Annotated in this window: 21 protein-coding genes and 4 pseudogenes; 16 read left to right on the plus strand and 9 right to left on the minus strand. The window is 68.7% G+C overall.

What is annotated here, in order from left to right; all coding sequences use genetic code 11:
- Positions 1 to 119 precede the first annotated feature (119 nt).
- Positions 120 to 962 carry a DUF6414 family protein gene (locus tag ACZ7LT_RS33715; RefSeq protein WP_471239909.1) on the minus strand — a complete coding sequence of 281 codons (843 nt, stop codon included), beginning with the start codon at positions 960 to 962 and terminating at the stop codon, positions 120 to 122.
- Positions 963 to 1,421: 459 nt separating this feature from the next.
- Here ACZ7LT_RS33715 and ACZ7LT_RS33720 point away from each other — a divergent pair, with 459 nt between their 5' ends.
- Together ACZ7LT_RS33720 and tpg are read left to right on the plus strand one after the other, a co-directional pair.
- Positions 1,422 to 2,162 carry a hypothetical protein gene (locus tag ACZ7LT_RS33720; protein ID WP_471239910.1) on the plus strand — a complete coding sequence of 247 codons (741 nt, stop codon included), beginning with the start codon at positions 1,422 to 1,424 and terminating at the stop codon, positions 2,160 to 2,162.
- Between the two features lie 173 nt (positions 2,163 to 2,335).
- Positions 2,336 to 2,782, plus strand: coding sequence for a telomere-protecting terminal protein Tpg (gene tpg, locus ACZ7LT_RS33725; RefSeq protein ID WP_471239911.1), 447 nt, complete (start codon positions 2,336 to 2,338; stop codon positions 2,780 to 2,782).
- 632 nt (positions 2,783 to 3,414) lie between these two features.
- Here the strand turns inward: tpg and ACZ7LT_RS33730 are convergent.
- Positions 3,415 to 4,704, minus strand: a complete 1,290-nt coding sequence (locus ACZ7LT_RS33730) for a hypothetical protein (protein ID WP_471239912.1) — start codon at positions 4,702 to 4,704, stop codon at positions 3,415 to 3,417.
- 803 nt (positions 4,705 to 5,507) lie between these two features.
- Complete coding sequence (locus ACZ7LT_RS33735) at positions 5,508 to 5,744, minus strand: hypothetical protein (RefSeq protein WP_471239913.1); 237 nt, start codon at positions 5,742 to 5,744, stop codon at positions 5,508 to 5,510.
- A 225-nt stretch (positions 5,745 to 5,969) separates the two neighbouring features.
- Between ACZ7LT_RS33735 and ACZ7LT_RS33740 the strand changes: the two genes are divergently transcribed.
- From ACZ7LT_RS33740 to ACZ7LT_RS33750, 3 genes are all read left to right on the plus strand, one after another.
- Entirely contained in the window at positions 5,970 to 6,473 is a 504-nt protein-coding gene (locus ACZ7LT_RS33740) for a GNAT family N-acetyltransferase (RefSeq protein WP_471239914.1), read from the plus strand.
- 270 nt (positions 6,474 to 6,743) lie between these two features.
- Positions 6,744 to 7,169 carry a transposase gene (locus ACZ7LT_RS33745; protein ID WP_471239915.1) on the plus strand — a complete coding sequence of 142 codons (426 nt, stop codon included), beginning with the start codon at positions 6,744 to 6,746 and terminating at the stop codon, positions 7,167 to 7,169.
- Positions 7,136 to 7,534, plus strand: a complete 399-nt coding sequence (locus ACZ7LT_RS33750) for a transposase (RefSeq protein ID WP_471239916.1) — start codon at positions 7,136 to 7,138, stop codon at positions 7,532 to 7,534. Before ACZ7LT_RS33745 ends, ACZ7LT_RS33750 begins: the two co-directional genes overlap by 34 nt.
- On the opposite strand, the pseudogene ACZ7LT_RS33755 reads toward ACZ7LT_RS33750, so the two are convergent.
- Positions 7,491 to 7,670 (minus strand): annotated as a pseudogene (locus ACZ7LT_RS33755) (hypothetical protein); the annotation flags it as partial. The gene ACZ7LT_RS33750 and the pseudogene ACZ7LT_RS33755 overlap by 44 nt on opposite strands.
- A gap of 1,210 nt (positions 7,671 to 8,880) precedes the next feature.
- Here ACZ7LT_RS33755 and ACZ7LT_RS33760 point away from each other — a divergent pair.
- From ACZ7LT_RS33760 to ACZ7LT_RS33780, 5 genes and pseudogenes are all read left to right on the plus strand, one after another.
- A complete protein-coding gene (locus ACZ7LT_RS33760; RefSeq protein ID WP_471239917.1) occupies positions 8,881 to 9,264 on the plus strand; it encodes a TIR domain-containing protein in 384 nt (127 codons plus the stop codon).
- Positions 9,261 to 9,746: a RipA family octameric membrane protein gene (locus ACZ7LT_RS33765; protein ID WP_471239918.1), complete on the plus strand. Its 486-nt coding sequence runs from the start codon at positions 9,261 to 9,263 to the stop codon at positions 9,744 to 9,746. Before ACZ7LT_RS33760 ends, ACZ7LT_RS33765 begins: the two co-directional genes overlap by 4 nt.
- Positions 9,743 to 10,045: a DUF7701 domain-containing protein gene (locus ACZ7LT_RS33770; protein WP_471239919.1), complete on the plus strand. Its 303-nt coding sequence runs from the start codon at positions 9,743 to 9,745 to the stop codon at positions 10,043 to 10,045. The genes ACZ7LT_RS33765 and ACZ7LT_RS33770 overlap by 4 nt, the downstream gene beginning before the upstream one ends.
- A 442-nt stretch (positions 10,046 to 10,487) precedes the next feature.
- Positions 10,488 to 10,616, plus strand: a pseudogene (locus tag ACZ7LT_RS33775) (IS5/IS1182 family transposase); the annotation flags it as partial.
- Positions 10,617 to 10,908: 292 nt separating this feature from the next.
- Complete coding sequence (locus ACZ7LT_RS33780; RefSeq protein WP_471239920.1) at positions 10,909 to 12,273, plus strand: outer membrane protein assembly factor BamB family protein; 1,365 nt, start codon at positions 10,909 to 10,911, stop codon at positions 12,271 to 12,273.
- 662 nt (positions 12,274 to 12,935) lie between these two features.
- Here the strand turns inward: ACZ7LT_RS33780 and ACZ7LT_RS33785 are convergent.
- The 3 genes and pseudogenes from ACZ7LT_RS33785 to ACZ7LT_RS33795 form a co-directional block, all read right to left on the minus strand.
- The gene (locus ACZ7LT_RS33785) at positions 12,936 to 13,193 is read right to left on the minus strand and encodes an ATP-dependent DNA ligase (protein ID WP_471239921.1); all 258 of its coding nucleotides are present in this window, start codon (positions 13,191 to 13,193) and stop codon (positions 12,936 to 12,938) included.
- A 414-nt stretch (positions 13,194 to 13,607) separates the two neighbouring features.
- A complete protein-coding gene (locus tag ACZ7LT_RS33790; protein ID WP_214354659.1) occupies positions 13,608 to 14,018 on the minus strand; it encodes a RidA family protein in 411 nt (136 codons plus the stop codon).
- Between the two features lie 520 nt (positions 14,019 to 14,538).
- Positions 14,539 to 14,751, minus strand: a pseudogene (locus tag ACZ7LT_RS33795) (IS5/IS1182 family transposase); the annotation flags it as partial.
- Positions 14,752 to 14,908: 157 nt separating this feature from the next.
- On the opposite strand from ACZ7LT_RS33795, the gene ACZ7LT_RS33800 reads away from it, so the two are divergent.
- Positions 14,909 to 15,787, plus strand: coding sequence for a thermonuclease family protein (locus tag ACZ7LT_RS33800; protein ID WP_471239922.1), 879 nt, complete (start codon positions 14,909 to 14,911; stop codon positions 15,785 to 15,787).
- A gap of 595 nt (positions 15,788 to 16,382) precedes the next feature.
- The gene (locus ACZ7LT_RS33805; RefSeq protein ID WP_471239923.1) at positions 16,383 to 18,221 is read left to right on the plus strand and encodes an FG-GAP-like repeat-containing protein; all 1,839 of its coding nucleotides are present in this window, start codon (positions 16,383 to 16,385) and stop codon (positions 18,219 to 18,221) included.
- A gap of 418 nt (positions 18,222 to 18,639) precedes the next feature.
- On the opposite strand, the gene ACZ7LT_RS33810 is transcribed toward ACZ7LT_RS33805, so the two are convergent.
- Positions 18,640 to 19,680 (minus strand): hypothetical protein, encoded by a 1,041-nt coding sequence (locus ACZ7LT_RS33810; protein WP_471239924.1) that lies wholly within the window; start codon positions 19,678 to 19,680, stop codon positions 18,640 to 18,642.
- A gap of 372 nt (positions 19,681 to 20,052) precedes the next feature.
- Between ACZ7LT_RS33810 and ACZ7LT_RS33815 the strand changes: the two are divergent.
- The 4 genes and pseudogenes from ACZ7LT_RS33815 to ACZ7LT_RS33830 all read left to right on the plus strand — a co-directional run.
- Positions 20,053 to 20,550 (plus strand): annotated as a pseudogene (locus ACZ7LT_RS33815) (GNAT family N-acetyltransferase); the annotation flags it as partial.
- Positions 20,551 to 20,899: 349 nt separating this feature from the next.
- Positions 20,900 to 22,366: a pentapeptide repeat-containing protein gene (locus tag ACZ7LT_RS33820; RefSeq protein WP_471239925.1), complete on the plus strand. Its 1,467-nt coding sequence runs from the start codon at positions 20,900 to 20,902 to the stop codon at positions 22,364 to 22,366.
- Positions 22,367 to 23,085: 719 nt separating this feature from the next.
- On the plus strand, positions 23,086 to 23,568 hold the full coding sequence (locus ACZ7LT_RS33825; RefSeq protein ID WP_471239926.1) for a DedA family protein: 483 nt from the start codon (positions 23,086 to 23,088) through the stop codon (positions 23,566 to 23,568).
- Positions 23,569 to 24,726: 1,158 nt separating this feature from the next.
- Complete coding sequence (locus ACZ7LT_RS33830; protein WP_471239927.1) at positions 24,727 to 26,244, plus strand: S1 RNA-binding domain-containing protein; 1,518 nt, start codon at positions 24,727 to 24,729, stop codon at positions 26,242 to 26,244.
- Here the strand turns inward: ACZ7LT_RS33830 and ACZ7LT_RS33835 are convergent.
- A complete protein-coding gene (locus ACZ7LT_RS33835) occupies positions 26,234 to 26,629 on the minus strand; it encodes a cupin domain-containing protein (protein ID WP_471239928.1) in 396 nt (131 codons plus the stop codon). The genes ACZ7LT_RS33830 and ACZ7LT_RS33835 overlap by 11 nt on opposite strands.
- Positions 26,630 to 26,670: the final 41 nt, after the last annotated feature.

Genomic DNA, 26,670 nt, shown 5'->3' on the forward strand with positions numbered 1-26,670 from the left:
GCTACGAACGCAAGGCCAACCACTTCCTCGCCTTCACGAGCATCGCCTGCACCCTCATCTGCTACCGCAGACTCACCAAATGAGATGACTTCTTAACAGTCGGCCCAGGGTGTCGGGCGTCAGTACAGCGCGATGGCGTCCACAACGATGGCCGGGCCCATGATGTAGGCATCGACGTCTTCGTCCGGCAGGACGATGCCCTGATTGGACATCACCTGGCGCAGTTCGACGAGGGCGTCGTCCATACGCGTCATAATTGTGCGCCTCAACATCCACTCCCATCCCGAGAGGAGCCGGTCTTCCGCGCTCAGGAACCCATCTGGGGAGTCATCGATCAGTCTTGACACGGTGCCGAGCACACGGATCTCACCTTCGACCCGGTTGATCGATGCCATGTCGATGAAGTGGTCCGGGGTGACGTTGATGTACGCCTTCTGCGGGAGCCCCGAGTCTTCGAGTTCCAGCAGGATGGGGATGGGCGGGAGCTCGTTGCGGAGGTAGACCTCTTCACTCTGTTCCAGCAGGCGGGGATCGGTGGCGCTGAGCGTGTCGGGTAGGTTCTCCAAGCTTCCGCCCTCGAGGAACCGGCGCAGGATAAAGAGCATCTTGCCGAACAGACTCGCGGCCGTGATCCTGGTTCTTCCCTCGATCTCTACCAGGGCGTCCCGGGTCAACACAGTGGTGGCATCCGGGCGGCTGATGACCGCATCCTTGCCGATCAGTCCGTCAATCACCTTGCTGACGGTGGCCTTCTCGCGGGGTTCCAGGCTGTAGGTCGCCTGGCGTTGCACATCGCTCCCGCCCGACGCGTCGACTCCAGCAGCTCCCAGACTGAACTTGCCGCCGCCCGAGCGCCGCTTGATCGTTGTCTCCACGATCTCCTCGCGCTGCGGCACATCGATCTCGTGGTATTCCGCCTGCGCCAGCAGCGTGTCCACGTCGAGGCAAAGAGGTGATCGCAAAGCCGTTCCATGAGTCTCTCACCGCCCACTGACACCGAGGGGTGACAGACCCGCAACCGTCCTCTTCCTTCCCCATCCGTCCCTCCGGCGCCCGGGCGTCCTCATGCCCGGGGGCGCGTGCTGTCAGCGGGGGCCGTTACTTTGGTCCAGCCGCCGGGCACCTCAGCCTCTGACCCGGACTGTGTACCGCGATGCGAGGTGGGCGTGCTGTTGGCGCAGGACGCTCGAGCAATGGGGTTTGCCGCGATCTGACCCCATTTGTTTTTTCTGGCGCCCCAGGGAAGCGTCGGAGCAGCGAGCCATGCCTGGCGCACCCGGACGTTCCCTGCCCGGCGCCAGCACTCTTCCGGCTTCGCCCAGGCACGCCCGCTCCGGGATGTTTCAAGATAGGTCACCAGCGCTGTCGCGGAGGGGGATCGGATGCCTGGACTTGGGTGGGAAGACTGGACAGCCGCGAGGGTGGATCCGAATCGCCTGCCGGCCGACTGGGGCTGGAAGGTGACACGTCCTTCGGGCCTCGGCTTCGGGGACGACCTGGTCGACTACGCCGCCGCTCTCCGCGACCGCCGCAGCATCCTCGTCGAAGAATCTCCCGGTGTCGCCTTTCGACGCCGCAAGCAGCCATGGCACCGGGCAGCCCCGTACGCATCAGGTGCGACATACCTCCCGTTCACGACCGACATCCCGTTCGGGCTGTGGATCATCAGCCTCACCCCGGGCGACGACGAGGAACTCTCCGGACGGACCTGGGGCCAGACAATATGGTTCCGCGCGCCGGCCTGGTGGGCATTGGGACCCCAGGGGCGGACAGCAGCACTGCTGGCCCGGCTGGAAAAGCTGACCTGGGAAGAGGTCCTCACCCTGCGCCGCTCCTACAACAAGGCATGGCCGGCGGACCGCGACGACCCAGCCTGGTACGAGGCACAAGACCTCGCCGCGACCACCAACCGGGCCCAACTGAAGAACGTGCTGATCAAGCACACCGAAACAGCACTGAACAGAGCAGCCCGCGCTCACGGCAAACGCGTGCGGGACTTCTCAGACGAACAGAAGACCGTGTGCTTCGCCGCCGTGGCACTCGCGATCGAGGACCTCTCCCCAGCCTCGCCCACCGTCTCCTCGGACCGCTCCGCTTCGCGCTCGACGACGTCCACAACTACCCCGTCCCCTCATGGGCCGACAACCTGTGACTCAAGGTGACCTGCAGGCCAGTTGTCCGTCGCTGGCACGCCGCCGGGGACTCTCGTAGCCGACTTCGGCCGGTGCTGTCCCGAAGACACCGGAACTGGCGGGCAGGGGCGGGCGGCGTGGGAGAACTGACGCTATGGACGGCGGGGTGCCGACCTGTCGGCTGGCCGCTTGGAGAGGCGGACGTGGGGCAGATCGAGCAGGGGCTGGAGCGTGCGTTGCGCACCCGGCCCGTTCCCTCAAGCACCGAGGCCCGCCTGCGGTTTCTGCTGGCAGCGCACCGTGGTTCCACTCGGAGGGTCGCCGCCGTGCTGAGGGTGTCGCAGCGCACTGTGCAGCGGCGGGTGACGAAGAAGCCAGGAGCGCGTCGTCCGCCGGGTCCGCTGCAGGTCCTGGCGATCGAGGAAGCGGTCCTGGCTCGGTGGCAGCCCCGGATACGGGCCCGTCGGCGTGCCCAGGCCGAGACGGAGGGCTTCCTCTTCCATCCCCGGGCGCGATTCGGGTTCGCGGCTCCTGCAGGGTCCTCGGACGATCCGCGGGTGCGGTGGATCACCCAGTACCTGACGGGAGAGGTAGCCGGGAGCTGTTCGCCGCCCGGGATGCCGACGCGGGCGAGCAGCAGCAGATGGTGATCCTCGCCCGCGCGCTTGGGCACGCTTACTTTCGCGAATGGGGCGGCCGCGCCCACGGTCTGCACATCGCTTTCAGCGACGTCGAGTTCGCCGACTTCTCGATCGCCTGAGCCTGCCCCCTCGAGCGAAATGCGTCAGGGGGTTCAGCGTCGCGAGGGCCTGACGCGACTGGCTGGCACCGCTTCGTACCTCTCGGCTTCCTGCCGCTCGCGCCAGTCCCACTCCACACAGCCAGCCGGGCTTTGGCGGCGGGCGGCTGTGGCGGGCACAGCCTGGCCATCTCGGCCGCGCGCAGCAGGCGTCCACGGTCTCCTGGGGTGGCGAGCAGTTCCTGGTCCTCGCCGGATACGAGCCGGGCGAAGCAGGCCGCGGCCCGCAGGAAGACGCCGGCCCAGGGCGGTACGGGGTGGGCGGCACAGCCGTCGGTGTAGCGGGCGCGGTCGTGCAGGGCGAGCGTGGCCGCGGCGGCGTCGTAGTCGCGGGGGCGTGCGGTGGCGAGTTGCTGGAGGGAGGCCCCGGTGAACAGCACGGCGGGTTGGTGCGTACGGCGCGCGGCTGCCCGCCGGCACGACTGCCCCTTCCGGGCCGGCGGTGTCCGCCCTCCGGCGGGGCGGGGAGAGGGCCGCGCTCCGTCAGTCCGACGGATGGGGCAGCCAGTCGTCGAAGTGGTCCGCGCCGTACCCGAGCCGCTGCGCGAGGGCCCGGTAGCGGTCGCGACGGGCGTCGGGGACGGGGACGTCGTACGTGGAGAGGATCTGGAGCAGGAAGCGGAAGCCCAGGTCCGGGTCCACGGTGGTGACCACTTCCTCCAGCACCGGCGCCACGTCCCGCACCTCGGCGGCGTCGGCGCACACGGCCTCGCGCACAACCCGCAGCACCGTTTCCGCCAGATCGGTCCGGGCCGGGGACAAGGAGGGTGAGTAGACGGGGTCCACCTCCGCCAGATACTCCCGGCACCCCTGGACGACCTGCTCCAGCCAGGCCCGGCCGTCGGCATCGAACTCGTCCACGCCGGAGACGTACGACCGCGCCGCGGCGGTTCGCCACAGAGTGGTGACGGCATGGCCGGACAGGGGGGAGGCGAGCAGCCGCTGCGCGTCCTCGAGCAGGACCGCCGCCTGGGTGCCGGGGGTTTCCCCGGCGTCGGCGCGGACGACGCGCTGCGTGTTCTCCCGCACAGTGCCCTCGTACTGCCAGTCGGTCCCAGTGAGCACCGCCGCGAGGAACGGCAGACCGAACCGGCCGGTCCCCACGTCGCGCCGGCCCGGATCGAGCGGAGGCCACCGCACGTGCAGCTCCTCGTGGACGGCGACCCCGGGGAAGGCCAGCAGCTCGCCGATCGCCACCAGCCGGTCGTACTGGTCCTTGGCAACGGGTACGGAGTACGCCTTCAGCGCCCGCAGGAACAGCCGGAACCCGAGGTCGGCGTCCGCCTCGTGCACCACTCGCGACAGCGCCGGGGCGATTCCCGGTATGGCGACGCAGCGTTCGAGCCCGGCCGCGGCCGCCTCGATCTCCGCCGAGACGGTCGCACGCAGCTCCTCTTCCGGCACCGACGGCCGCACCTTGTCCAGGGCCGCCACCTCGTACGGGCTCCATTCCGGTGTGCGCGGCGGGCACACGTCCGCGAGGCGGCGGAGCCACGCCCGCGGGTCCGTGCCCTCCTCGGCCGGGTCGAAACAGCGTCGTACGGCCGCGAGCCACACCGTGCCGAGCACCTCGTCCGGCACGGGTGAGTCCAGCAGCAGCCGTACGTCCCGGCCGAGTTGGTCGTCCTCGTCCGCGGCCTGCGCCCCGGCGAGAGCGAGCACCACCGGCCCGTCGAGCCGCAGGGCCGCACGGGCGCACAGCGTGCCGGTGAGGCCGCTGAACCCGAAGTCCTCCGAATGGGCGTAGTAGTGGACCTCGCGCGGGTGCGCCATGATCAACCTCCTGTGCGGAACGGGCACCCCCCGGCGTGAGGGGTGCCCGTTCCCATGGTCGCCGTGTTACGGCTTCTTCGGCAGCGGAAGGTACGTGTAGACGACGTACTTGCCCGCGTGCTGGCTTTCGCCTTTCACCTTCGGCGCGTACCTCAGCACGACCCTGACGCTGTTGCTCGCGGCCTCGCCGGCGCGGTCGCCGTTGCGCGCCCCACTCCTCCAGCACGCCGTCGTCCTGCGCCCGTAGCATCCTGCGGCGCAGCTCGGCGACGTTCCCGCCGGCCTGGGTGAGCACCGCCCACACGGCGTCGCTCATCACGAACCCGCCCTACCGTGGCCGCGTTCCCACCCGGCCCTCGCGTCCCTCGGCCAGCCACCGCCACACCGTCCGCTCCGACACCCCCGCCAAACCAGCCGCAATCCGTACGTGCAACGACGACAGACCGTCCTCTCCCCGGTCCACCGCCAGCAGCCGCTGCACCACCACAACCCGCGCCAACGGCGGCCCCCCGGCCGGCACCACAGCAGCCGATCCCGACCCGGCCTCACCCGCCGAAACGCCCTGAACCGTCATACGGCCCAGCCCACACGACCCCGCCAGCCCTCACATAGGAACAGCGAAAGCCATGACAGCCAGCAACCAACCTGCTAGCCACACCATCCGTTTGGTCACTCCGTGACAGCAACCCCAGCCCCACGTCACGCCCACCACCAGGACATCAACACCGCGATCCTGCTGACGTCCACTTGCTGCCCCCCCAGTCACAGCCGCGGGCCTGGCTGGCTGCGAGGGCACGTGGGGGCTACTGAATGTGTCCGGTGGTTGGGTCCACCTGCTTCAAGAAGTCCCGCGCTGACGCCTGCAGTTCCGGCTCGCTCAATGCTCTGGCCGGCTGCACGGCAGAAGTGAAGCCGTACCCGGGGTTGGGGCCTGACAGCCAGGTGAAGTCGTATGTGCCCAACTCGTCAGGGCGCTCGGTGACATCGAACGTCTCCCCGTCGACCACCAGGGTCAACCGCCGTGTGCTGCGTCTGTCCATGACTGGTCAGTATGCCTGGGCTCTGCCACCGCACGTTCGTGTCGGTGTTGTGGAGATAAGCTCTGGACTTAGAAGCCGTTGCCATACCGATCATGGAGTCTGTCGATCGAACGGGAGTCTCGATCGGGTGATCGCGCGAACCCTGCCCGGCATGAGAGCAGGGCCTGGCGATATACGGGAAGATCCAGGGGAGCGGACGGCCGCGCGCTGCTACGGTCGAGCGCCATGAGCTGGCTTCCCGATGACTTCGTCCACCCCGTCCTGGTACCGCTGCCGGGCGGTGGTCATCACCTGCGGCCGATCCGGGAGGCGGACACCCCGCTCGACTATCCGGCTGTGATGGGTTCGCGCGAGCGGCTGTGGACCATCTTCGGCCCGGCCTGGGGCTGGCCCGCGGCCACCATGACCTACGAGGCCGACCAGGCCGACCTGTTGCGGCACGAGAAGGAGATCGCCGCACACCAGTCCTTCAACTACGCGCTGTTCAACGCGGCGGAGACAGCTCTGCTCGGCTGCGTCTACATCGACCCACCGGAGAGGGCCGGCGCGGACGCCGAGATCTCCTGGTGGGTGGTGGACGAACTGGAGGGCAGCAAGGTCGAGCAAGCCCTCGACGCGCTGGTGCCACAGTGGATCGCCGCCGACTGGCCGTTCGAGCAGCCACGCTTCCTCGGCCGCGAGATCTCCTGGTCGGACTGGCTCGCCCTGCCGGAGCATCCCGACACGTAAGTGGTTGTTGCCCGCACCGATCTTGAAGGCTGTCGATCGAACGGGAGTCTCGATTGGGTGACTGCGGCGGTTTCCGCGCGTGAAAGCAGGGCCTCTTGGTAGCTCAAAGGGTGTCTACGCCAAAAAGCTGTCCAAGAGGCCCTGTTGACGCAGTTCTACGGCACCACGTGGGCGGAGTCCACTTCTGCCACCCTTGCGTGAGACTGCCTGGCTCACCGGTTCGGGAACGCCGGCGACCACGGGGTGCGCGAGCGCCGCTATCCGACGGACATGTCCGACGCGGAGTGGGCGGTGGCCAGGCCCCTGCTGCCGGTGCCGGGCTGGTTGCGGGGCCGGGGCGGGCAGCCGGAGGCGTACTGCCACCGCGCGATACTGGACGCGATCCGCTACCTGGTCGACAACGGAACGAAATGGCGCGCGATGCCGGGCGACTTCCCGCCGTGGGACCGGGTCTACGCCTTCTTCCGCCGCTGGCGCGACCACGGCATGGTCAAGGAGTTCCACGACCGGCTCCGCCGCAAGGTCCGTGAGCAGGCCGGGCGGGATCCAGAGCCGAGCGCGGGCGTGATCGACTCCCAGTCGGTCAAGGCAGACGCCGTCGTCGCGCCGACAGCGGCGGCTTCGACGGCGGCAAGCTGGTCAGCGGCCGCAAGCGGCACGCTGTGCTCGACACCCTCGGCCTGCTGCTCGCGGTGATGGTCACCGCCGCTGACACCGGAGACCGTGCGGCAGCCCAGGTCCTGCTCGCCCAGGTCGCCGCCGCGCACCACCCGCTGGCCCTGGTCTGGGCCGACGGCGGCTACACCGGCAGCCTCGTCGAGTACTGCCTCGCCGCCCTCGCCATGGTCCTCGCCATGGTCAAGCGCAGCGACGACATGCGCGGCTTCGTCGTACTTCCCAAGCGCTGTATCGTGGAGCGGTTCTTCGCCCACCTGATGCGAAGCCGCCGCCTCGTGCGCGACTTCGAACGGTCCACCAGCCGCGCGGAGGCGATGGTCTACTGGTTGATGACGCAGCTCATGACCCGCCGCCTGGCCCGGCCACGCTCTTCGCGAGCGTGAACCGGCCCGGCGCCGGCTCGGCCAGCCACCCGCGCGCTGTCAGCCGCTTCGCCTTCGACCGCAACGCCTCGACCTTCGCGGGCACCAGGTCCAGACCGAAGCAGGCGGCCAACTCCTGGCAGGTCAGCGGGGCTTGACCGTCCTCAGCTGTCTCCTTCGTACGTTGCGCTGGGAGCTGCTGGGCAAGACGCACAACCCGGACTGCAGGATCGTGCGGGCGCCCGGTTGTGTGGGAACCAGCGGAGGGTCCGGGCAGGCGGTGGGTGGTGGTGATGCCCTGGGCGACGAGTCGCCAGAGGGCGAACATGTAGCGGCAGGCGAAGTCGTCGTTCGGGTCGTCGACGCGGCCTCCTGACCATTCTCCGGTATCGGCGGCAGGCTCGGCACGCCAGGCGGATGCTTGTTTGAGCGTGGCATGTAGTTTCTTGTGCTGCTCTGACAGGGAGTCCATGGTTGCGACATTCGCTGCGGTGACGGCCGCGTCACCTCGCATCCCATACATGCCGTCGGGAATGAGTCGAGGCATGGGATGGCCGGAGGTTCGTGCCTGAGTCACGGCTGCGCGCCACTCGTCGGGCTGGACGGGTCCGTCGCGGTCCATGAACGTGCTGATGCACACCCCCTCGTACTGAGCGGTGGGCATTACCTGGTGTTGGGTGATGAATCGCCAGCCGAAGGCGGCCGTGTCGGACACTGATCCGGTCCGGTTCGCGCACACCACAGGCTCAGGCAGTACGAGCAGGCCGCTGGGCGTCACAATGTCCCGGTCCCGGGACAGCGTGCTGAGGTCGCCCGGCTCCAGGGTGGCTGCCGCCGCCATGACAGACGCGTGGGCGGAAGGCGAAATCACCATCAGTTCGGGCGGACTGGAGCACCTCGAGATCGTGCGCCAGTTGCCAGTCCGCGGCCGCTTCGGGGCCAGTGGGCCACGGTGGCTGCATGCCGAGCTTGCCCATAACCATCGAGCAGGCCGGGTTCCACTCGGATCCCTTGGGCGCATTGCTGTTGAGTAGCACCTGGTACATATCGCTGAGGACGTTGTTGCGTTGGAGCTGACCATGTCGCCTCGCCCGAACCGTGCCAGGTAGCTCTGCGGCACATAGTGGTGGAGTTTCGGTGCAGACGCGGCGCCCAGCGTAAGCAGGCCCGGCCGCGCACTCCTACGAGGTTTCCCTGGCGTCAGGTGACACGGAAGTGGTGGGCGGCTCCGTCGCCGCGGGCCGGATTCGGGTGCGCACCGATGCCCTTGGCCGTGCAGCGGCTTCTGTTCCGTATATCTGATGACCGCTGTCAGTGCCTGCCCTTACGATGCGCGCAGATTCCTCCACTTGGGGTAAGGAGCGCCCATGCCGAAGCGTGTGTTCGTCAGTTTCGACTACGACTACGACAAGACCCTCAAGGACTTCTTGATCGGGCAGGCCAAGAACCCCGACTCGCCGTTCGAGATCTATGACTGGTCGATCAAGGAGGCTTCGCCCGACTGGAAGGACAAGGCCCGCCGCAGGATCAGGGCGTCGGACGTCGTCATCGTCATCTGCGGTGAGCACACCGACGCCGCTGTGGGGGTAGCCATCGAGCTCAAGATGGCTCAGGAGGAAGCCATCGACTACTTCCTGCTGAACGGGTACAACGGCCAGACCGGCAAGAAGCCGACCACGGCGAAGGCCGGCGACGAGCTCTACGAGTGGACGTGGGACGGCCTCAAGGCCCTCGTCGGAGGGGCTCGGTGACGACGCCGCCCGGGGAGGCGGTGCCTCCTGAGCCGAACCAGCGGGCGGAGGTCCTTGAGCTCTACAAGCTCGCCGTGGAGATGGCCGACCGCGTCTCCGCGCGCCGGGGGACCGCCAACGCCTTCTTCCTGTCCGTCCAGACCGCGTTCATCGGCCTCGTAGGCTTCGGATTCCCGAAGCTGGCCGAGTCCCCTTGGTGGGCGGCAGTCGCCGTGGCCTTGGCGGGAGTGACGCTGTCGGCAACCTGGTGGCTGCAGCTCCGCAGCTACCGGGACCTCAACACGGCGAAGTTCAAGGGCATCAACAAAATCGAGGAACGCCTCCCGGTCAAGATCTTCGCGGACGAGTGGGAGGCCCTGCGCCGGGATCCGATCTCCGGCTGGCGCAAGCGTTACGCTGAGCTGGGTAGCTCTGAACGCGTCGTGCCTCTGGTGTTCGTCGCGGCGCATCTACTCCTGCTTGTGGGCACACTGACGGCGTGACCTACCTCGATCCCCTCGCCGCCCTGATCCGCACCTGCCTTCCCCCGGAGGCTGAACCTCCTGAAGATTCGGCAGCCCTGTTCCTCATGTATGCAGTGCTGCTGAGAGCCAAGGGGGAGGAGGTGACTGACGAGGACGTCCACGATGCCTGGGCCGCGTGGATGCAGACGGTGAACAGCGCCCATGTAGCGCTGATCCCTTTCGACGATCTCGACCCGGAGACCCGCGCCTTCGATGCGCCGTACGCGGAGGCCATCCGGGCAGCTGCTCGCCAGCTCGACCGCAGCCGGGACCGCTGATACGCCAACACCGGTTATGTGACTTGCCCGGGTGGGTGAGGGATCACCCGGACCGGCGTGACCGATGCGTCCGCGCCATCGGTCAACCGCACGTCAGTGGCGTGACCGGCCCGTGCAACTTTCTGAGGAAACCGGTCACCCGTCGTGGGCCGGCGATGGCTGGCCATCGTCGGCACAGAAACCTTCGGCTCCAGTTCCTGGCCGAGCGTTGTGCAGGCCGAGAGGTGAAACACCAGCCTCGCGACCGCTGGGCGGGTCGGCCCCGAGGCGCGTTCACGGCGGGGTCGACATCAGTGAGCCCGGCCCTGTCGGCAGGTCGATGCGTCCCGGTGTCCCAGGCCACCGACAGCGGAGGCTTGCCCAGGGTCGCCTAGCTGCTCGTTTCAGGATGAGTTGAGCTGTGGGTCTGTGCTCGACGATCTTGGGCGGCAGGGTGTCCGGGGTGCCTGCTGATCTTGTTCCTGACGACCTGTGGGAGCGGGTGGCGCCGCTTCTGCCGCCTGCTCCCGAACGGCGCCGCCGCTACCCCGGGCGGCTGCACGTTCCGGACCGAGTGGCACTCGCCGGTGTCCGGCCTGCTGCCGCGGACTGTGTCCGAGTGCCGGCCCACCGGTCGGTGTCCTCCGGCCAGGACGTCATCGGCCAGCACGCTGCGCAGCTGGTCGGCTCACCATCCCTGGGCCGTCCGTTCACCGGCAGACCCTGAACCTGAGGCTGCCGCCGCGTCGCATCCACGCCGGAACCGGCCACCGCGCCCGTGGTCGGCCTGCGGGCGCGCAGGCATGCCGGGCAGGGGCGGGTCGTGATCGAAGTAAGGTGGTCCGTTGGGCGTGATCACTCAAGCAGGAAGACGGGCAAGGAAGTTGAATCGCATACGTACGACGGTGGCGCTGGGCCTGGTGCTGTCCGCGGGTCTCGTGACCGGGTGCTCCGGAGGGGCGGGCCCCGATGCCAAGGCCGGCGGCGGGGAGACGGGGAAGGTCGCGGAGTCCGCGTCCGCGGCGCCGAAGGGCCCGGTCTATCAGGGTAAGCCGGTGCCCGGGCTGGCCGCGCAGCCGGCGTGGAGTCTGACGGACGGTGAGGCGGGGAACTGCGCGAGCAAGGCGTCCGAGAAGGACACGTCGCAGCGCGACGTCTGCACGGTCGGGGACGCCGTCATCGTCACCGGCGACCGCGACGGGCAGTCGGGCACGAGCACCTTCACCGCCCGGCTCCTCGACGCCAAGACCGGCAAGCTGCGCAAGAAGTTCGACTTCGCCCTCCCCGAGGAGAGCGGCGGGTCCACGTCCTCCCCGACGGTGGCCCTCGCGCAGGTGGGCGAGTGGCGGGACGGTTCGCCGGCCCTGCTGATCCGCAACCGCGTCGATACCCCGGCGGGCGGCCTGAAGAAGGCCTCGACCCAGACCGTGCTGACCATGTACGCGCCGTCCGGCGAGAAGCTGGGGAGCTCCTCCTTCGACGGGGACGCCCACATGTCCACCCCGGTCCGGCACGGCTACCTCCTGGACACCAGCGGCTCCGGCGGCGCCAAGTTCGTCCCGATCGGTGACGGGGAGACCCTGACCACCGAGGCCTCGGACATCGATCTCAAGGGGGTGGTCGGCTCCGGTCTCGGCTACTCCTCGCAGCAGGACATCTCCTTCCAGCCCTCCGCCGAGTGGCTGACCGCCACGGACATCCGCACGGGCAAGAAGGTGTGGAACACCAAGGACCTCGCGCCGCCGGCGGCCATCGCCAAGCTGGTCACCTCGGCCAAGGCGACCAGTGCGCGGCTGATGCCGTTCCAGGGCGACAAGGCCCTCCTCGAATGGTCCTCGTACGGCGATTCCGAAGCGGTTATGACGCTGATCGACGTCAAGAGCGGCCGCCGGCTCGCCGAGGGGCCGGGTATCGACACCAACGGCACCATCGATGACGACGGCCTCGCCATCTCCCCGGACGGCAAGACCGCCGTGGTGCAGTACGGCAAGGGCGCGGTCGCCTGGAACACGGAGACCGGCAAGGAGCTGTGGCGCCAGGCCGCGGACGAGGTGAACATCACGCCGCGCTCCCTCCCGGGCAACGGCGTCCTTTACGCGTACCTGGACGGCACCGGAGCCGCGCTCGACGCCCGCGACAAGAAGCTGCTGGCCTCCGGGATCGAGGAGATGCCGCAGTTCACGACGAACGGGTACGCCGCCGTCCGCAGCGCGGGGGGTCTCTTCGTCTTCGCCGCCCAGCCCGTCTGACGGGCGCCCCGCCCCCGGTTCAGGGGGTCCGGGGGTCCGGCGGTCCCCGGTGGGGGCGGGGTTCGGCGCCGGGTCCGGCGGGGTGGGCCGGAGGCGGCGGACGGCGTACGCGGCGATCGCCGCGGCTGCGGAGACCAGCGCGGACTCCCAGTAGGGGTGTTTGGTGGGGTTCTAGGCGGCCGATCTGCCTGGGACTGCTGAGCGGGTGGCGGAAGACGCCGCCGCGGTCGATGGCCCGGCCGGCGCTGATCTCGGCGACCAGGCGGAGTTGGACGAGGGGGGTGTCGAGGACGTCGCGGCTCCCCCACGTCGCGGAGAAGCGCACGCCCGTCCACGGGTGTCCGGGGGCGGCGGGGTGAGGTGCTCGGCGACCTGCCGGGCGGCGTCCGGGCGCAGCGGTACGGTCCGGCCGACAGCGCGCAGCCGGCCGTCCTGGTCGTGGCGGCCGAGGACGAGGAGCTGCGGTCGGGTCAGGGTGCCGGTGATCGCGCCGACGATCGTCTCAGTGGTGTCCCGCCTTCTGATCATGGTCCAGCCGCGGTAGCCGGGCAGGTAGCGGCTGTTCAGGGGCTTAGTCAGGATCCCCTCCACGCCCGGCACGTCCGTCCAGGACTCCAGCCATTCCCGTGCTTGGCCAGATCCGTCGTCTGCGGGATCAACGTTCACGGCGCCGTCAGGGCGTGCTCGGAGAGCAGCCCTTCCAGCAGTGCGCGCCGCTCGGAGTACGGGCGTGTGAGGAGCTCCTGGCCGTCTTGCTGCAAGAGGTCGAAGGCGACGAAGTAGGCCGGCCGCCGGGCGGCCGGGCCGGCGGCGCCGCGGGCGCGGGTGACGGCCCGCCGCTGCAACGCCTCGAACGACAACCGGCCTGCCTCGGCGTCCCAGACGACCAGTTCGCCATCGAGGACCAGGCCGTGCGGCAACTGCGTCTCGGGTCACAACATCACACAGGCCCTAGGCGCGGGATCTGTCCAGCGGGAGCCGCGTGGCCACGTCGCCGTGGGTCGCTCAGCCGCCGGTCTGCCAGCGCCAGGTCCCGCCTCGGCAGACGAGCGCCGAGCCGCCGTCCCGCACATGGAGCACGTCCTCCGTCTCGTCCCACCTCATCCGAAGGACCTCGGACGGCTCACCGTGCAGGACGCGCTTCCACAGTGGGTCTGCCGGAGCTGGCGGCGTACGAAGCTGCAGCGAGAGCACGTCCGCCAGCACCAGCCGCGTGTTCGCCTCCTGCGGCCAGGAAGCCTTGGCCGGCTGACCGCAGCCTACGTTCCTCGATGGCCAGCCGTCCCGGCGGACGCCTGGCCGTCCCGGCGTTTGCGGTGTCCTTGGAAGATGTCTCAAGAATCGAGCACGGCGGCGACGGCCTCGATCTCGACGAGTTGGTCCTTGTAACCGAGCACGGTGACGCCCATCAACGTGCTGGGGACGTCATGGTCAGCGAACGAGTCCCGGACAACCTGCCAGGCGGCCACCAGGTCCTCCCGCCGGGCCGATGCGACGAGAACCCGTGTGCTAATGACGTCCTGGAGTGACGCGCCTGAGGCAGTAAGAGCGGCCTGCATGTTCTCGATGGCTTTCGCCGCTTGGCCCGCGTAGTCCCCGATCGCTGCTGTGGAGCCGTCATCGTTCAGCGGACACGCCCCTGCAAGGAAGATCAGGCGTGACTCGGCGGGCGCCGTGGCCGCGTAGGCGTACTCGGCGACGTCGGACAGAGCGGTGGAGCGGATCAAAGTGATGGCACGAGCCACGGTCGTGGGGTCCTTTCCCCTCGGGTGTTCAGCGCGGACATCCTGTCAACGGCCAGTTGGCTTCCGCCTTCCCTTTTCTCGCCGCCCCGCGAGAACGCCGTCACTTCTGCTCGACATTCACGAACCGCATGATCACCAACTGACTCCGGAACCAGTCGACAAACGCTGTTCCTAGACATCAACGAAGGCCACGAGGGGGCGGTGGAGGACGGGGGCACGTGATGACGCAGTGGCGGCTCTTGCGGGGGGGGCTTGGCCGGTGAACTCAGTGAGTGCGGCTGCGATCAGCCGTTCTTCTTGGCGCGCTTCACTCCGGGGCCAGGCTGGGAGAGCGTGAGGGCGTTGTTCGAGGCGTGGGCGGCTCTCATGGGGCCGGACCCGGATGGGCCTCGGACTGTCGCTGTGGTCAAACCGCTGCAGGACTTGGAGCTCAGGCCGGCTCCGGTAGACGACCAGCAGCCGCCGTTGCGGGTGTTCAAGGACTGCAGCTGCGCATAAACGGGTCTGAGGCTCGCCTTCGCTACTGACCCAGCAGCCGGCGCGTCTGCTGGAGTCGCCGTAGGCACATCAGGCTGCAAGCCAGTTCCACCAGCCCGTCGTGGAGGTCGGCGCGGCGTTCGTATCGGATGCTCAGTGGTTTGAACTGGTGCAACCAGGCGAAGATGCGCTCGACCACCCACGGCACCTTGCCCGGCCCGGAATCGTGGGCGATACCGCGTCGGGCGATCACCGGCTTGCTGACGCCCTGGCGAAGGGTCCGGGGCTGAAAGAGGCTTAACGAGTGAACCCGGTGCGTGGTTTCACCCGCTGTGTATTCAGGTGCTCCTATTCTGTAACGCTGAGTGAGGTCTGTTCGCTGTTCGTACCCATCGCGAGGGAGCCGCGTCGTCATGCCCATGTTGTTGATCAAAGGTTCGTACCATCTCATCGGAGGCCGGTCGGACGGAGACACCATCCACTTCAAGCCGGACCAGAAGGAGGAGTGGAACCTCGTCCCCGGGCCCCACAAGGTCGAGCACAACGAGTCTGGCAAGGCCAAGCTGCGGCTGGACGCCATTGACACGCTGGAGACCCACTACGCGCGCAACGGCAACCCCGAGGTCCACCAGCCGTGGCTCCACGGCCGCGCTGCCCGGGACGCGCTGACGAACTGGCTCGGCTTCACCACCGTAGAGCGCACGGAGGACGAGACCGTCACCGCGGCCACTCCCACGACCAGACCCGGCTGGATCCTCACCCGCGGCGCGGCCCGCGACAAGCGCTGCATCGCCCTCGTCGGCAAGGGCACGCCCCCGGGCACCAGCGGCACGCAGATCCACGTCGACGAGGCGCTGCTGCGCACCACGTTCAACCATCACGTGCTCGCGGAGGGCCTGGCCTACCCGACGTACTACACGAACCTCTTCCCCGACCTGCGCGAGGAGTTGACCGCCGCGGTGCGCCAGGCACAGCAGGCCGTTCCCAAGAAAGGCCTGTGGAAGGACGACGACACGCTGGACGGCGCGACCGTCACCGGCATCGACTCCCTCCAGGACGATGTCGTGATCCTGCCCAAGCTGTTCCGGCGGCTGGTGGACTACCTGTACCTCGGCGACCCGGACGACCCGGACCTGTCCGGCTTCCCGGCCTTCCTCGACCAGGCCGCGGACGAGTTCTGGATCATCTCCACCAGCCACCCCACCACCGGCCTCGACGAAATCGTCGAAGTCATCGACGGCAAGGTGCGGATGACCCATCCGTCCGAGGACCTCGTCTTCGTCGAGAACTGAACGAGAAGCGCCACGACCCACGCCGCGGACTTCCGCGCCCTGTCCGAACTCCCAACCGGCGAGAGGCCACTCGACCAGGCCGCCGCCGACACACACCGCACCCGCCTCGGCGCCCGCTGTCCAGCCGCGCTCACCCGTTCTTGATCGACGCGTACCGCACCGCGGCCGGACAGCCCGAGTCCGGCGCTGCTCTCTTCGCCGCGGTGAACACCGATCCCGAACTCGCCCGCGTCACCTGCGAGGCGCTCGCGATCTGGTACACCGCCCAGCCCACCTGCCCCGATAACACCCAGGCCGGGCCACACCCCCCTCCGCTACCGCGGCGCCCTGGTGTGACAGGCGATCAGCGCACACCTGCTCTCCGCGGCACCGACGCCCGGCGGGTGCGAACGCAAAGCCGAACACTTTCTCGGCGGCTGTATCTGACCGCTCCCCGCCGGCCTCGCCCTGTTCTCCCTTGTCGTTCAACCCGCCCGCTCCGTACAACCTTTCGGTTGTGGCGTGTGTCATGGATCCGGCAAATGATCAACAGAAGGTCGGCAGGTTATGCGCACACGACGCGGGCGCACGGCTTTCATGACACCTAGGACAGTGAATGAAGTTCACCCGGATCTTGGCCGGGGCGCTGGTGGGGGGCATGGCTCTGCTCAGCGTGGCCGTGCCGTCTTCTCAGGCGGCGGCGCCGTCCATGACCGTCATCTCGTGGAACATTTGCGGTGAAGCGGGTGCCCCAAGAGGAGAAGAGGGATTCTGCGCGAACCGCGGGACAGTGGAGGAGAACGCCAGGAAGGTCAAGGATATCGCGAAGCTGGTCAAGGATGACCGGAACGCAGACGCGGTCATGCTGCAGGAGGTCTGCGGCGGGTCACAGGGCCCTTCTCTGAGCGCGGATGGCAAGAGGTACTTCGGCACGCATGAGTACGCGCTGAAGAAGCTGCTCCCGACGTCGACGTGGAGTTACTACTTCTCCCCGGCTACGAACCTGGGTGACACAGCAGCGACCCCCAACGAGGGAAGCCGGTGCCGTGGCGTCCTCAACGGCAGGCTCGGCACTCTGATCATCGTCAAGGGTGCCATCGAGAACCCGGACTGGGCCCAGACTCTCCCTGAGCCTGCAGATCCTGTGAACCCGATCCGTCTTCCGGTGCAGTGCGTCACGGTGAAGGGAACAACCACCGCCATCTGCAACACCCACTTGCTTCCCAAGAAGGCCAGCGCGCCTGGGGACGACGTCTACACGCAGATCGCCAGGGTCAAGAGCTTCATCGACGAGTACGCAGCAGCGCGCGCCATCACCACCACCGTGCTCGGGGGCGACGTGAACCGCGCCGCCAGCGCTCCCGAGATGGCACAGCTCGGCATGGAAACGTGCATCACCGGCATCACCCACCACGGGTACGACATCGCCAACAGGCAGCACGTGTGGTCCGAGCGTGACCAGATCCTGGTGAGCACCACCCAGGGCAAGGCGTTCGCAGGATGCGACATCGATGAGTCCCGCATGGACACGACCCCGAACGACGCGCCTGCACAGGGTCACCTCCCTCTTCCGCCGAACGGGATGTCGGACCACGCCCCGGTCATCGCGTACCTCGGCGCCGCGGCGGTCCCGCCCATCCAGAAGGTGCCTGGCGACATCCGCAATGGCGACGGCAAGCCGGATCTGGTCGCAGTCGGCAAGGACGGCAAGCTGTACGTCTACACGGGCGTCGGCGCTGCCAGCGGCGAGGACGAGATCCCGGGCGGCTTCGCCGCCCGGACCGAACTCGGCAGCAGCGGCTGGGCGGGCGCCTCGGTCAGCCATCGCGGCGACTGGACCGGTGACGGCCGCGAGGACCTCATCGCCGCCATCCCCAACGGGACCGGCTCAGTACTGCGGGTGTACCCGTCCAAGATGGACGGGCACCTGATGGCGGGCAAGAAGCTGGCAGACCTTCCGGCCAACGCAAAGGTCGCGAGCGTCGGTGACCTGACCGGCGACGGGCTGACCGATCTCGTGGTGAACGCCGACGACAAACTCTGGCTCTACAAGAACAAGTGGACCCAAGCCGGCGGAGCCGCAGTCGAGATCCCGACCCAACCGATCGGGCTCAGCAGCTGGGAACCGATGACGATCACCGCCGCAGGCGATGTAGCCACCCCCACCACTCCCAAGGACGGTGTCCCAGACCTGTTCGTGCGCGACCCCAACGAACAGGCCTCCCTCTACGTCTATGACGGAAAGAACGGCCCGTTCAACAGCCGAACAGTCCTCGGCAAGTACTTCTATCCCAACACCCGGCCGCTGCTCGCCGGTGGAGACGCAAACGTCGACGGAAACGCCGACCTGTGGGCCACCAATGAGGCCGGCGCCCTCCTGTGGTACGCGGACCCGACGAAGCCCGGAACCGTGGTCAGTCACAGCGGGTGGGACTCCGTCACCGCAATCAGCTGACCCATAGCCCCCTCTGACCCCACAAGGGAACAAATTCGCGCCCCGGCTGGAACCCTGGACGGCACATCAGTCGTCCAGGGTCACCACCGTACCTACCGCAATGCGAAGGAGAACGGCTCCAGTGCGTGATCACCCCATGGCGGAGCCAGGAGGGGGCCACGCTCGTCACCATGGAAAGCGGCTCCTGCAGAGTCAGGCCGGCGTCGCGCAGGTAGATCCAGGCAGAGCTGACCCACGAGTCGCCTGGTGTTGCGCAGTACCCGCATGATCTATAACGGCTCAGCGGGAGGGCTCCCACCTCTCGGACCGGCACTTCGCCCACCTCACCGACCCTCCTTGCCGGCTCAGGATGCGTACGTCTTCAGGGGTACCTGCTGGACTGGGAGTAGGACGAGCACCGAAGCGGCCCCGTACCCGTTCAGTTCTCCCAGTCCTCGTCGTCACCGCCGCGCATGGTGCGCCATCCCTCAAGGTCTTCCAACGCCTCCCGCGCCAACTGGGCGTACTGCACCGGGCACTCCCACAGCTCGCGGGCCGAGAGCTCGGCGGGCACGGGGGTGTCGGGGTGGTCGTCCGGCGCGTACAGGTGGACCACCGCGCGGTACCGGGACTGCACGGTGGAATCGGCGGTGGACCAGGGGTGCTGCCGGTGCTCGCAGGAGACGTCCAGGTCGATGGTGGCGAGCGCGGCGGCCAGGTCGCGCGCGTACGAGGGCGGCAGCCCCCCGTAGGACTGGGCGATGCCCATCCACAGGCACAGGAACACGCCGATCCGCTCCTCGTCCCGCACCTGCCCGGTGAGCCAGCGGCGGGCGGACCACAGGGCGACCGGGCCGGTGTTGTCCTCCCAGCTACGGCTGATCGCCTTCTGCATGGCGACGACGTCGAGGCGTCCGTCGTCCCGGACGAACTGCGCGTCCAGATGGGAGACGTCGATGCCGCCGAAGAGCTCCTGGTGCGCCTCGTGCAAGCGGCCCAGGGCCTCATCGGCGAGGTCGGCGAGGAACCCCTCGCAGTCGAACACCGCCGACTCCTCCGTGTCGAGACCGTAGTCCTCGGCGAATGCGGCCCGTCCGGCCTCGGTCAGCATGCTCACCCCGGCCTCGACCTCGTACTCCGAGTCCAGCTCCGCGGGGTGGGCGCCGGCCGGGCAGGTGCAGGAGGCCGGGTCCAACTGCGCACGGAACCCGTCCAGGGCCCGTACGTACGACGCGAACAGGGACTTGCTGAAGATGCGTGCGGAGACGTACCAGCAGGTGGCATGCAGGAGGATCGTGTACCCGGTCCGCTCCCGGTGGCCCTGCGGGGTGGCCTCGCGGCCGAGCGCCTCCGCCGCGTCGTCGGCGAGGACGGCGAGGGTCGATTCGGGATCTGCATAGGGGTAGTCGCTGACAATCCCGGACAGGTCGGAGATCAGTTCGCGGTGGTCGGCAGGCAGCGTCGGCGTCACTTCAGTCACATCCGTAACCGACGATTGTGCCGGTCGGAACGGTTCCCCTGGCGCACGTGGCCGATGGCCCAGTCAGCGCCGTCCTGCCCGAGGGCTTCTCCCGCTCGACGGCCTCGGCTGGGGCGCCGGTGGCGTACAGGCCCTATTGGACGGTGTCGCGGTCGTGGGGCAGGAGACCCGCCGTCGTTTGGTCCACCGTGACGCGCGCATCATGCGCCGCACCGGCATCGCGCGCCGCGCGGCGGGCCCTCTGTCACACATCCCCCTGACCGCGACCTGATCGGCGTGGGGAACGTGCGGTGTCAAGACGTCTCAGGGGCTGAGAAGCCTAGGGGGTCGGCGAATTGAATCGCTGCTAAGCGTGCTGCTTGGCTGGCCGGTATGACTGATCTCGGACCCGTCGCCTGGCCGCCTGCCCCGATCAGGACCGAGAGGCTCGTCCTTCGTGAGCCCGAGGCCCGGGACCGTGCGGCGGTCATCGAGCTGTTCGCCTCGCCAGAGGTCGGCACCTTCATCGGTGGTCCTCAACCGCGTGACGCAATCGAGCGCGCGATGCCCGGGGCACCCAGCCGGCGCCCCGGTCGTTTCATCGTCGATCCCGACGGAGCGATGATCGGGCAGATCACGCTCACCAAAGACACGGAGCACTGTCACCCGGCTGCCGCGGGGAAGGCCGATCTCGGCTACCTGTTCCTGCCGCGGGCGTGGGGATACGGATACGCCGCCGAGGCGTGCGCGGCGGTACTCGACCGGTTCGCCGGCGTCCTTCCCGGCGAGCCGGTGGTGCTCACCACCCAGAGCACCAACGTCCGCTCGATGCGCCTGGCGGCGAAGCTGGGGTTCACCGAGGTGGAGCGGTTCCAGGCCTGGGGCGCCGAGCACTGCGGACGAGTGGCGGCCGCGTTCGGCCTGGCGGGCAGGCCCAGACTGCCCCCGGACGGGGGCGGGCAATCGGGCCTTGACCCCTACGAGCGAGGACCGTCGCCCAACATGCGCTGCCCGCGTTCCTCGTGTAGTGGGCACGATACGGGCAGACCGACACGGGTCCTTGGGCTCCGGAAGTCCCTCGACGCTGCTCGGGAGGTGGTGAAGATCGTGATGAACGCGCAGTTGATAAATTGGGGCCGGGCTCGGCGCCGGCCGGGCGGGGCGTGGCGGGGGATTCGAACAGCATGGCGTGCTCTGTGCGGCAAGTGACAGCTCGAACGCGGCACGTCGGAGTCCCGGCGTGAGCGAGACCGACGGTCTGACGCCGGCGGAAGCGCGGGTATGGCGGGCGTTTCCGCGAGGCGAGTCCGTGGACTTCCGTGCCGCACCAGAGGAGGATCCGGCGCTCGGCGACGCCTGGGGCGCTGAGCGGACCGTACGGGCGAGTGTGCTGCGGGCACTGCTGATCAAGGCTCCGCAGGAGGAGGGAGAGATCGCCGCGCTCAAGATCACGGGGGCGCGGATCACCGGCGTACTGGACCTGAAGCACGCCCGGATCGACGCCGCCATCCGGCTGAGCCACTGCCAGTTCGACGGCGTTCCCAACCTGTACGGTGCCCAGCTGCGCCAGCTCAATCTGAGCAAGTCGGTTCTGCCGGGCCTGACCTCGGCGACCTTGAGGGTTGAGGGGGTTGTGCGGATGACGGGCTGCCGTGTGCGGGGGCCGGTGCGGCTGGGCGGGGTGCAGATCTCCGGGGCGTTGTTCATGGAGCAGGCGCAGTTCACGGCGGCGGACGACTCCGAGCCGGTGCTGCAGCTCAACCAGGCCGTGATCGGTGCCGACCTGTGGGCGCCGGAGATGCGCGCGAACGGCCAGATACGTCTCACCGGCGCCTCCATCGCCGGGCGGATCAACGTTCAGGACGCCGAATTCAACCAGCCCGGTGGCACCGCACTGGACGCACAGAACCTGAGCGTGGGGGCCCATGTGCGGGCGCGGCGCATACGTACGCAGGGCGGGGTGGAGCTGCGGGGCGCGCGCATATCAGGCCGTCTCGACCTGCTCCACGCCCGCCTGTCGCATCCGGGCGACACGGCGCTGCGGGCCAGCAGCTGTGTCATCGGGGAACTCTGGCTGCACGGCGGCGATCGCATCGAAGGTGCCCTGAATCTGCGGCGTTCTCGCATAGAGATCATGAACCTCGAACCGGAGATGCTGCCGGACCAGGTGTATCTCAGCAATCTCACCTACACCGTACTCACCCCGCACGAGCCCGCCGAGCGGCGCCTTCCGATGCTGGAGCGGGACGGCGACCGTTATGAGCCGTACGGCTACGAGCAGTTGACGGCGGCCTACCGCCACGTCGGTGACGACGAAGCGGCCCGTCTCGTCCAACTCGCCAAGCAGCGCCGCCGACGCACCACGCTCACCTTGTTCGGACGGCTGTGGGGGTACCTCCAGGACGGCACCGTCGGCTACGGCTTCCGCCCGTTGCGCGCGGCCCTCTGGCTGCTGTCGCTGACGGCCGTCGGGTCGATCGCGTACGGCCTGGACCACCCGCGCCCCGTCAAGGCAAGTGAGGCGCCTGCTTTCAACCCCGTCTTCTACACCCTCGACCTGCTCCTGCCGATCGTCAGCTTCGGCCAGGAGGCGGCATTCGCCCCTGCCGGCTGGTACCAGTGGTTGTCGTACGGCCTGGTCATCACCGGCTGGATTTTGGCGACGACGATCGTCGCGGGCGTGACCCGTACGGTGAGCCGCCCATGACTGTCTCGCCTTCGCGCGGGCCCGCGGGCGGGTAGGCGGGCGCCGGCCGAAGCTCACCGGGGGTGAGGCTGCGGTCGTCCAACGGCTCTACGGTCGACCGGGTGCCGGCAGCGACCAGAACCCCGCGGGGTGCGGCGAGGGGGCGATCGGCCAGAGCGAGGCCCCTGCCCCACCGGCAGGGTGCCTACGCCGTGGGTGAGGCGCCCAGATTTACTGATCCCGTCTGTCGTTCCTCCGGGGTGGGATGAGGGCCGGTTGGCCTGTCCCGCTCTGCTGATCGAACAGGCCAACCGGTGCGGTCAGCTGGGGTGTGTCCTCTTCGGTGTTAAGGGCGTCGTCTCCCAGGCGTCCTCGGAAGAGGCCATAAGCCCGCTGCTGCCTGTGTGCTTGTCCTGGTAGGCCACTACTCCGACCCCGCGGCCGCTGATGTGGGCCAGCTGGCGGTCCGGGGACCAGTAGCTTCCGGTGGTGCTGGTCCAGCACTAGCCCGGCGCCCTGTACCCCCGCATACGTGTTCGGTTAGGCTGACCTTGCCTGGCGTGCGGGCGTGCGGGTTCGAGTTCCGGTGCCGCAGGTGGCACCCATTGGACGGAACGGCAGAGGCAGGGCGCAGGTGAGAGACGGTGACCGGGCTTGTGCGCGTCGTGCGCCCGCTGGGCAGACGCCCATGCGGGTGACGGGCGTCCCGGGTTGTGGCCCGGAGCTCGGGACGAGGCGTCGTGGATAGGATCGCGCTCACGGCCGGAGCCCTGTATGTCATTGTCCTGCTCCGCGCCGGAGGGACGTTCGCCGTCGGGTGGCTCGCCGGCGCCGGCGCCCGGCGCAGCAGGTTCGCCGGGCGGATCTCCTCGGCGAAGTTCCGGCGCGCCGAGCGGGCGATCCAGCGGTGGGGCGCGCCGGTGGTGACCGTCTCCTTCCTGACCGTCGGTTTCCAGACCGCCGCCAACTTCCTCGCGGGCAGCATGCGCATGCCGTTGCCGCGCTACCTCCCTGCCCTGTTCGTGGGCGGAGCGGCCTGGGCGCTGATCTACGCGACCGCGGGGCTCGGCGTGCTCGAAGTGCTGGGAAGGCTCTTCGCCGAGCGGACGGCCCTCGGGGTGTCCGCCGTGGCCGTTCTCCTCCTCGCGGCGTGCGGGGTGGTGGTGTACCGCAGAAGAAGGGCGGCCCCGTCCTGCGGTGACACCGTGGCCGAGGAGTCGTGAGCCCGTCCGGCGAGGGCGGGTGCCGCGGCGGGCGGGAGGGACGCGCGACCTCAGCGCTCCTCGGACGGGATCCGGAGGGCACGGGGATCCGGAGGGCGAGGTCGTGCGCGAGGCCAGCGGCAGCCTGCCCCCTTGCGTCTCCTCGTGGAAGTGCGGCAGCAGGCTGACTGCCTGGCGGGCCGCGGGTGGGTGCCGGGTGACGAGGAGGAGGCCATCCGCGGCGTGGCGGCCAGGGCCCAGCGCGCTGCCGGTGAGGGTGAGGGTGAGGCGGGTGCTGACACCGGGGTCTGAGGCGTGCGCGACGAGCGTCGGTCTGATGAGCGCGTCGGCGCTCCAGGAGACGAGGACGCCGTCGGGGCGAGCCTGCAGGGCGAGGCCGCTTCCCTGGCTGGCTTTGTTGACGAGTGACGAGAGCACCTGTAGCTCGGCGGCCAGAGCGCCCTCGTTCACGGGAGACCGTCACTGGCCTCGCCCGGGCGAGCAGCCGCAGCCGTGCCTGGCTGTTCTCTGGCCGGCACCCCGGACAGCGGATGAGCCAGGTCAGCCTCCTCGACCGCCTTGGGGACATCGGAGTGCCCATCCAGCGGGGCCGGGCCTCAGCGATCCGCCGGCTCGTGCTTCAAGCCCCTGCTCCCGGCGTTGCCCGGGCCCTCGGCTACCACGACAAGACCACCACGCGTCTCGTCAGGGAAAGCGGCGAACCTGAGGCCGTATCTCGGTGTTCACGCCGGTCATCCTGCCGCAGAGCACCGACAGCAGGGGGCGATCGACCGACGGCCACGGCGAACACACGGCTGCTGCGGGCCTACCAGTCCCAGGGCCGGTCACCGATCCGGCCGAGACCCCCGCAGGGTGGCTGGCGGGGCTGGCGGGGCTGGCGCGGCCTGCCGGCGCCGGAGCCCCGGGGGTGCGCGATGCTCGCCGAGCAGGCAGTGGTGCCCGCCTGTGGCCTGGCTGAGGACGAGCTGTCAGTGGCTCAGCGGCAGGGTCGTCGGAGGGTGCGGCCGCCGCCCGATCCTGCGACACGGGAACCCGCTTGCAGAAGGTGATCTCGCTGGCCATCCTCAAAGGCGGCGATGCGCCGGCCCATCCCGCCCTACGCTCCCGATCACGAGATCGGGCCATTGAGCGAGCATCGTCAGCAACCACGGGAGCAACGTGCCGCCTTTCGTCTACCGGATCACCAAGTACGACCCTGCCGACCGCGACGAGCACGGCAGCTACATCGGCGCCGAGGGCTCGACCAGCGACCACGGACCGGTCGAGGCGGCCTATCTGCAAGCGATTGCCGCCTTCGCCAAGGACACCGGCATCGACCGACTGGCCATTCGTGAGCCCGGGATCTCCGGCCTTGCCCACTTCGGCCGGGAGCCGGCGATCGACGGCCACGGCCTTGCCGGGCTCTTCCCACCCGACCTCAGCGGATTCCACGACGGAGCGGAGGTGCCTGTCTCCCTCGGCCTGGAGCTGGTCCGGGTCATGCTCCGCGACAACGGTGCCTGGTGCCGTCTGGAGGTGGAGGACAGGTTCGGTGTGCAGGTCGGTTGGGACCAGTACGTCTACGTCAGCAGCAACAAGCCTTGCGAGCGCGCCTTTGCCCGCACCCGGGCTCTCGGTCTCTTCCCGGAGCGGCTGGAGGTCTCGCCCTACGACGCGGACTTCGACGAGCCCGGCGTGCAGCGGCCGGCGGACGAGGACTTCTGGGCCCGTCTGCGCTGGTCCGTCGCCATGCGGCACGCAGCGATATTGGAGGAGGGGTACCTTCACAATGCCTCCCGCTGGCACCGCCTCACCGGCAGCACTCTCGATGCGGTACGCGCCCGGCTTACCCCTCGTGCGCAGCTGACCGTCTGGCCGGACCTGTCAACCGATGTCGAAGCGGTCCTGGCCTCGCTTCCCGACGAAGGTCCGGTGGAGTTCGTATGGGAGGACGAGAACGGGGTTATCTCCAGCACGTTGGCCGACGAGTCCGACTACCGGGAACTGTCCGCCCATGTGGCAGGCGCCCGTGCGGCTGCTGCCCTGTCCTTGGCCCTCGACGAACGCCACCCGCTGTTCACTGCGGTCCTGCCCGACAGCGACGGCGTCCTGCGCGCGCGGTGGAGGACCGAGCCGACACCGAGCGACCGGAACTGGGCCTTTCTGAAGACTCTCCACCGTGGGCAGATCTGCACCGGCACAGTCACCGAGATCGCCAGCTTCGGTGTGACCTTTGTGGACATCGGCGGCTTCACCGCGATGATCAACATTCCGGAGCTGTCCTGGCGCCGTTTCCATCACCCCTCCGACGTCGTCGGTGTCGGCCAGAGAATCTCGGCCGAGATCCTCGACGTCGACCTGGTCAGGGAGCGCGTGCCCCTGTCCCTGAAGGCATTGCAAGAGGACCCGATGCCGCGGTTCATACAGCAGGTCGGCCAGATCACGAACGGCGTCGTGACCAAACTCGTACCGTTCGGCGCCTTCGTCCGCATCGAAGACAGAGAGGACGGCCTCGAGGGCCTGGTGCACCTCACCGAGCTGGCTGAAGGACACGTGGACCGGCCCGAGGATGTTGTTCAGGCCGGAGACAGCCTCCCCGTGAAGATCCTGGACGTCGACCTTCCACGGCGTCGCATCACCCTCTCCCACCTGCAGGCACTCGCGCCCGCAGCCGGAGCCCGTCAGCTCAGGTATTGAGTGTGTGCCCGGTCGTTGCGTCCACATGGTCCGGGATCTCGTCGTGGCGATCGCCCACGGTCAGCGTCCCGGTGGGTTCGAACATGAGGATTGCGGCGCCGGACGGAGCGTACGGCTTGTGCTCCGTGCCTCGGGGGACGGTGAAGACCGCCCCCTGCGGGAGCAGGACCGTGCGCTCCCCATGGGGTTCGCGCAAGGAGATGTGCAGCTCTCCGTCGAGTACGAGGAAGAACTCGTCGGTGTCGTCGTGGGCGTGCCAGATGTGTTCGCCCTCGACCTTGGCGACGCGGACGTCGTAGTCGTTGACGCGTGTGACGATGCGGGGGCTCCACAGGGCATCGAAGGAGGCCAGGGCCTTGCTCAGGGGGATGGGGTCGTTGCTCATGGGCTCATCCTCGGCTGTTTGGCGTGGCCGCCGTGAGTGCT

This window comes from Streptomyces sp. NPDC039465 (genome assembly GCF_055639315.1).

Bases quoted from the DNA above. Each gene is read 5' to 3' on its own strand.
- ACZ7LT_RS33730 (WP_471239912.1), bottom strand. From the start codon at position 4,704: ATGGCGCACCCGCGCGAGGTCCACTACTACGCCCATTCGGAGGACTTC.
- ACZ7LT_RS33735 (WP_471239913.1), bottom strand. From the start codon at position 5,744: ATGGACAGACGCAGCACACGGCGGTTGACCCTGGTGGTCGACGGGGAG.
- ACZ7LT_RS33740 (WP_471239914.1), top strand. From the start codon at position 5,970: ATGAGCTGGCTTCCCGATGACTTCGTCCACCCCGTCCTGGTACCGCTG.
- ACZ7LT_RS33745 (WP_471239915.1), top strand. From the start codon at position 6,744: ATGTCCGACGCGGAGTGGGCGGTGGCCAGGCCCCTGCTGCCGGTGCCG.
- ACZ7LT_RS33760 (WP_471239917.1), top strand. From the start codon at position 8,881: ATGCCGAAGCGTGTGTTCGTCAGTTTCGACTACGACTACGACAAGACC.
- ACZ7LT_RS33800 (WP_471239922.1), top strand. From the start codon at position 14,909: ATGCCCATGTTGTTGATCAAAGGTTCGTACCATCTCATCGGAGGCCGG.
- ACZ7LT_RS33805 (WP_471239923.1), top strand. From the start codon at position 16,383: ATGAAGTTCACCCGGATCTTGGCCGGGGCGCTGGTGGGGGGCATGGCT.
- ACZ7LT_RS33835 (WP_471239928.1), bottom strand. From the start codon at position 26,629: ATGAGCAACGACCCCATCCCCCTGAGCAAGGCCCTGGCCTCCTTCGAT.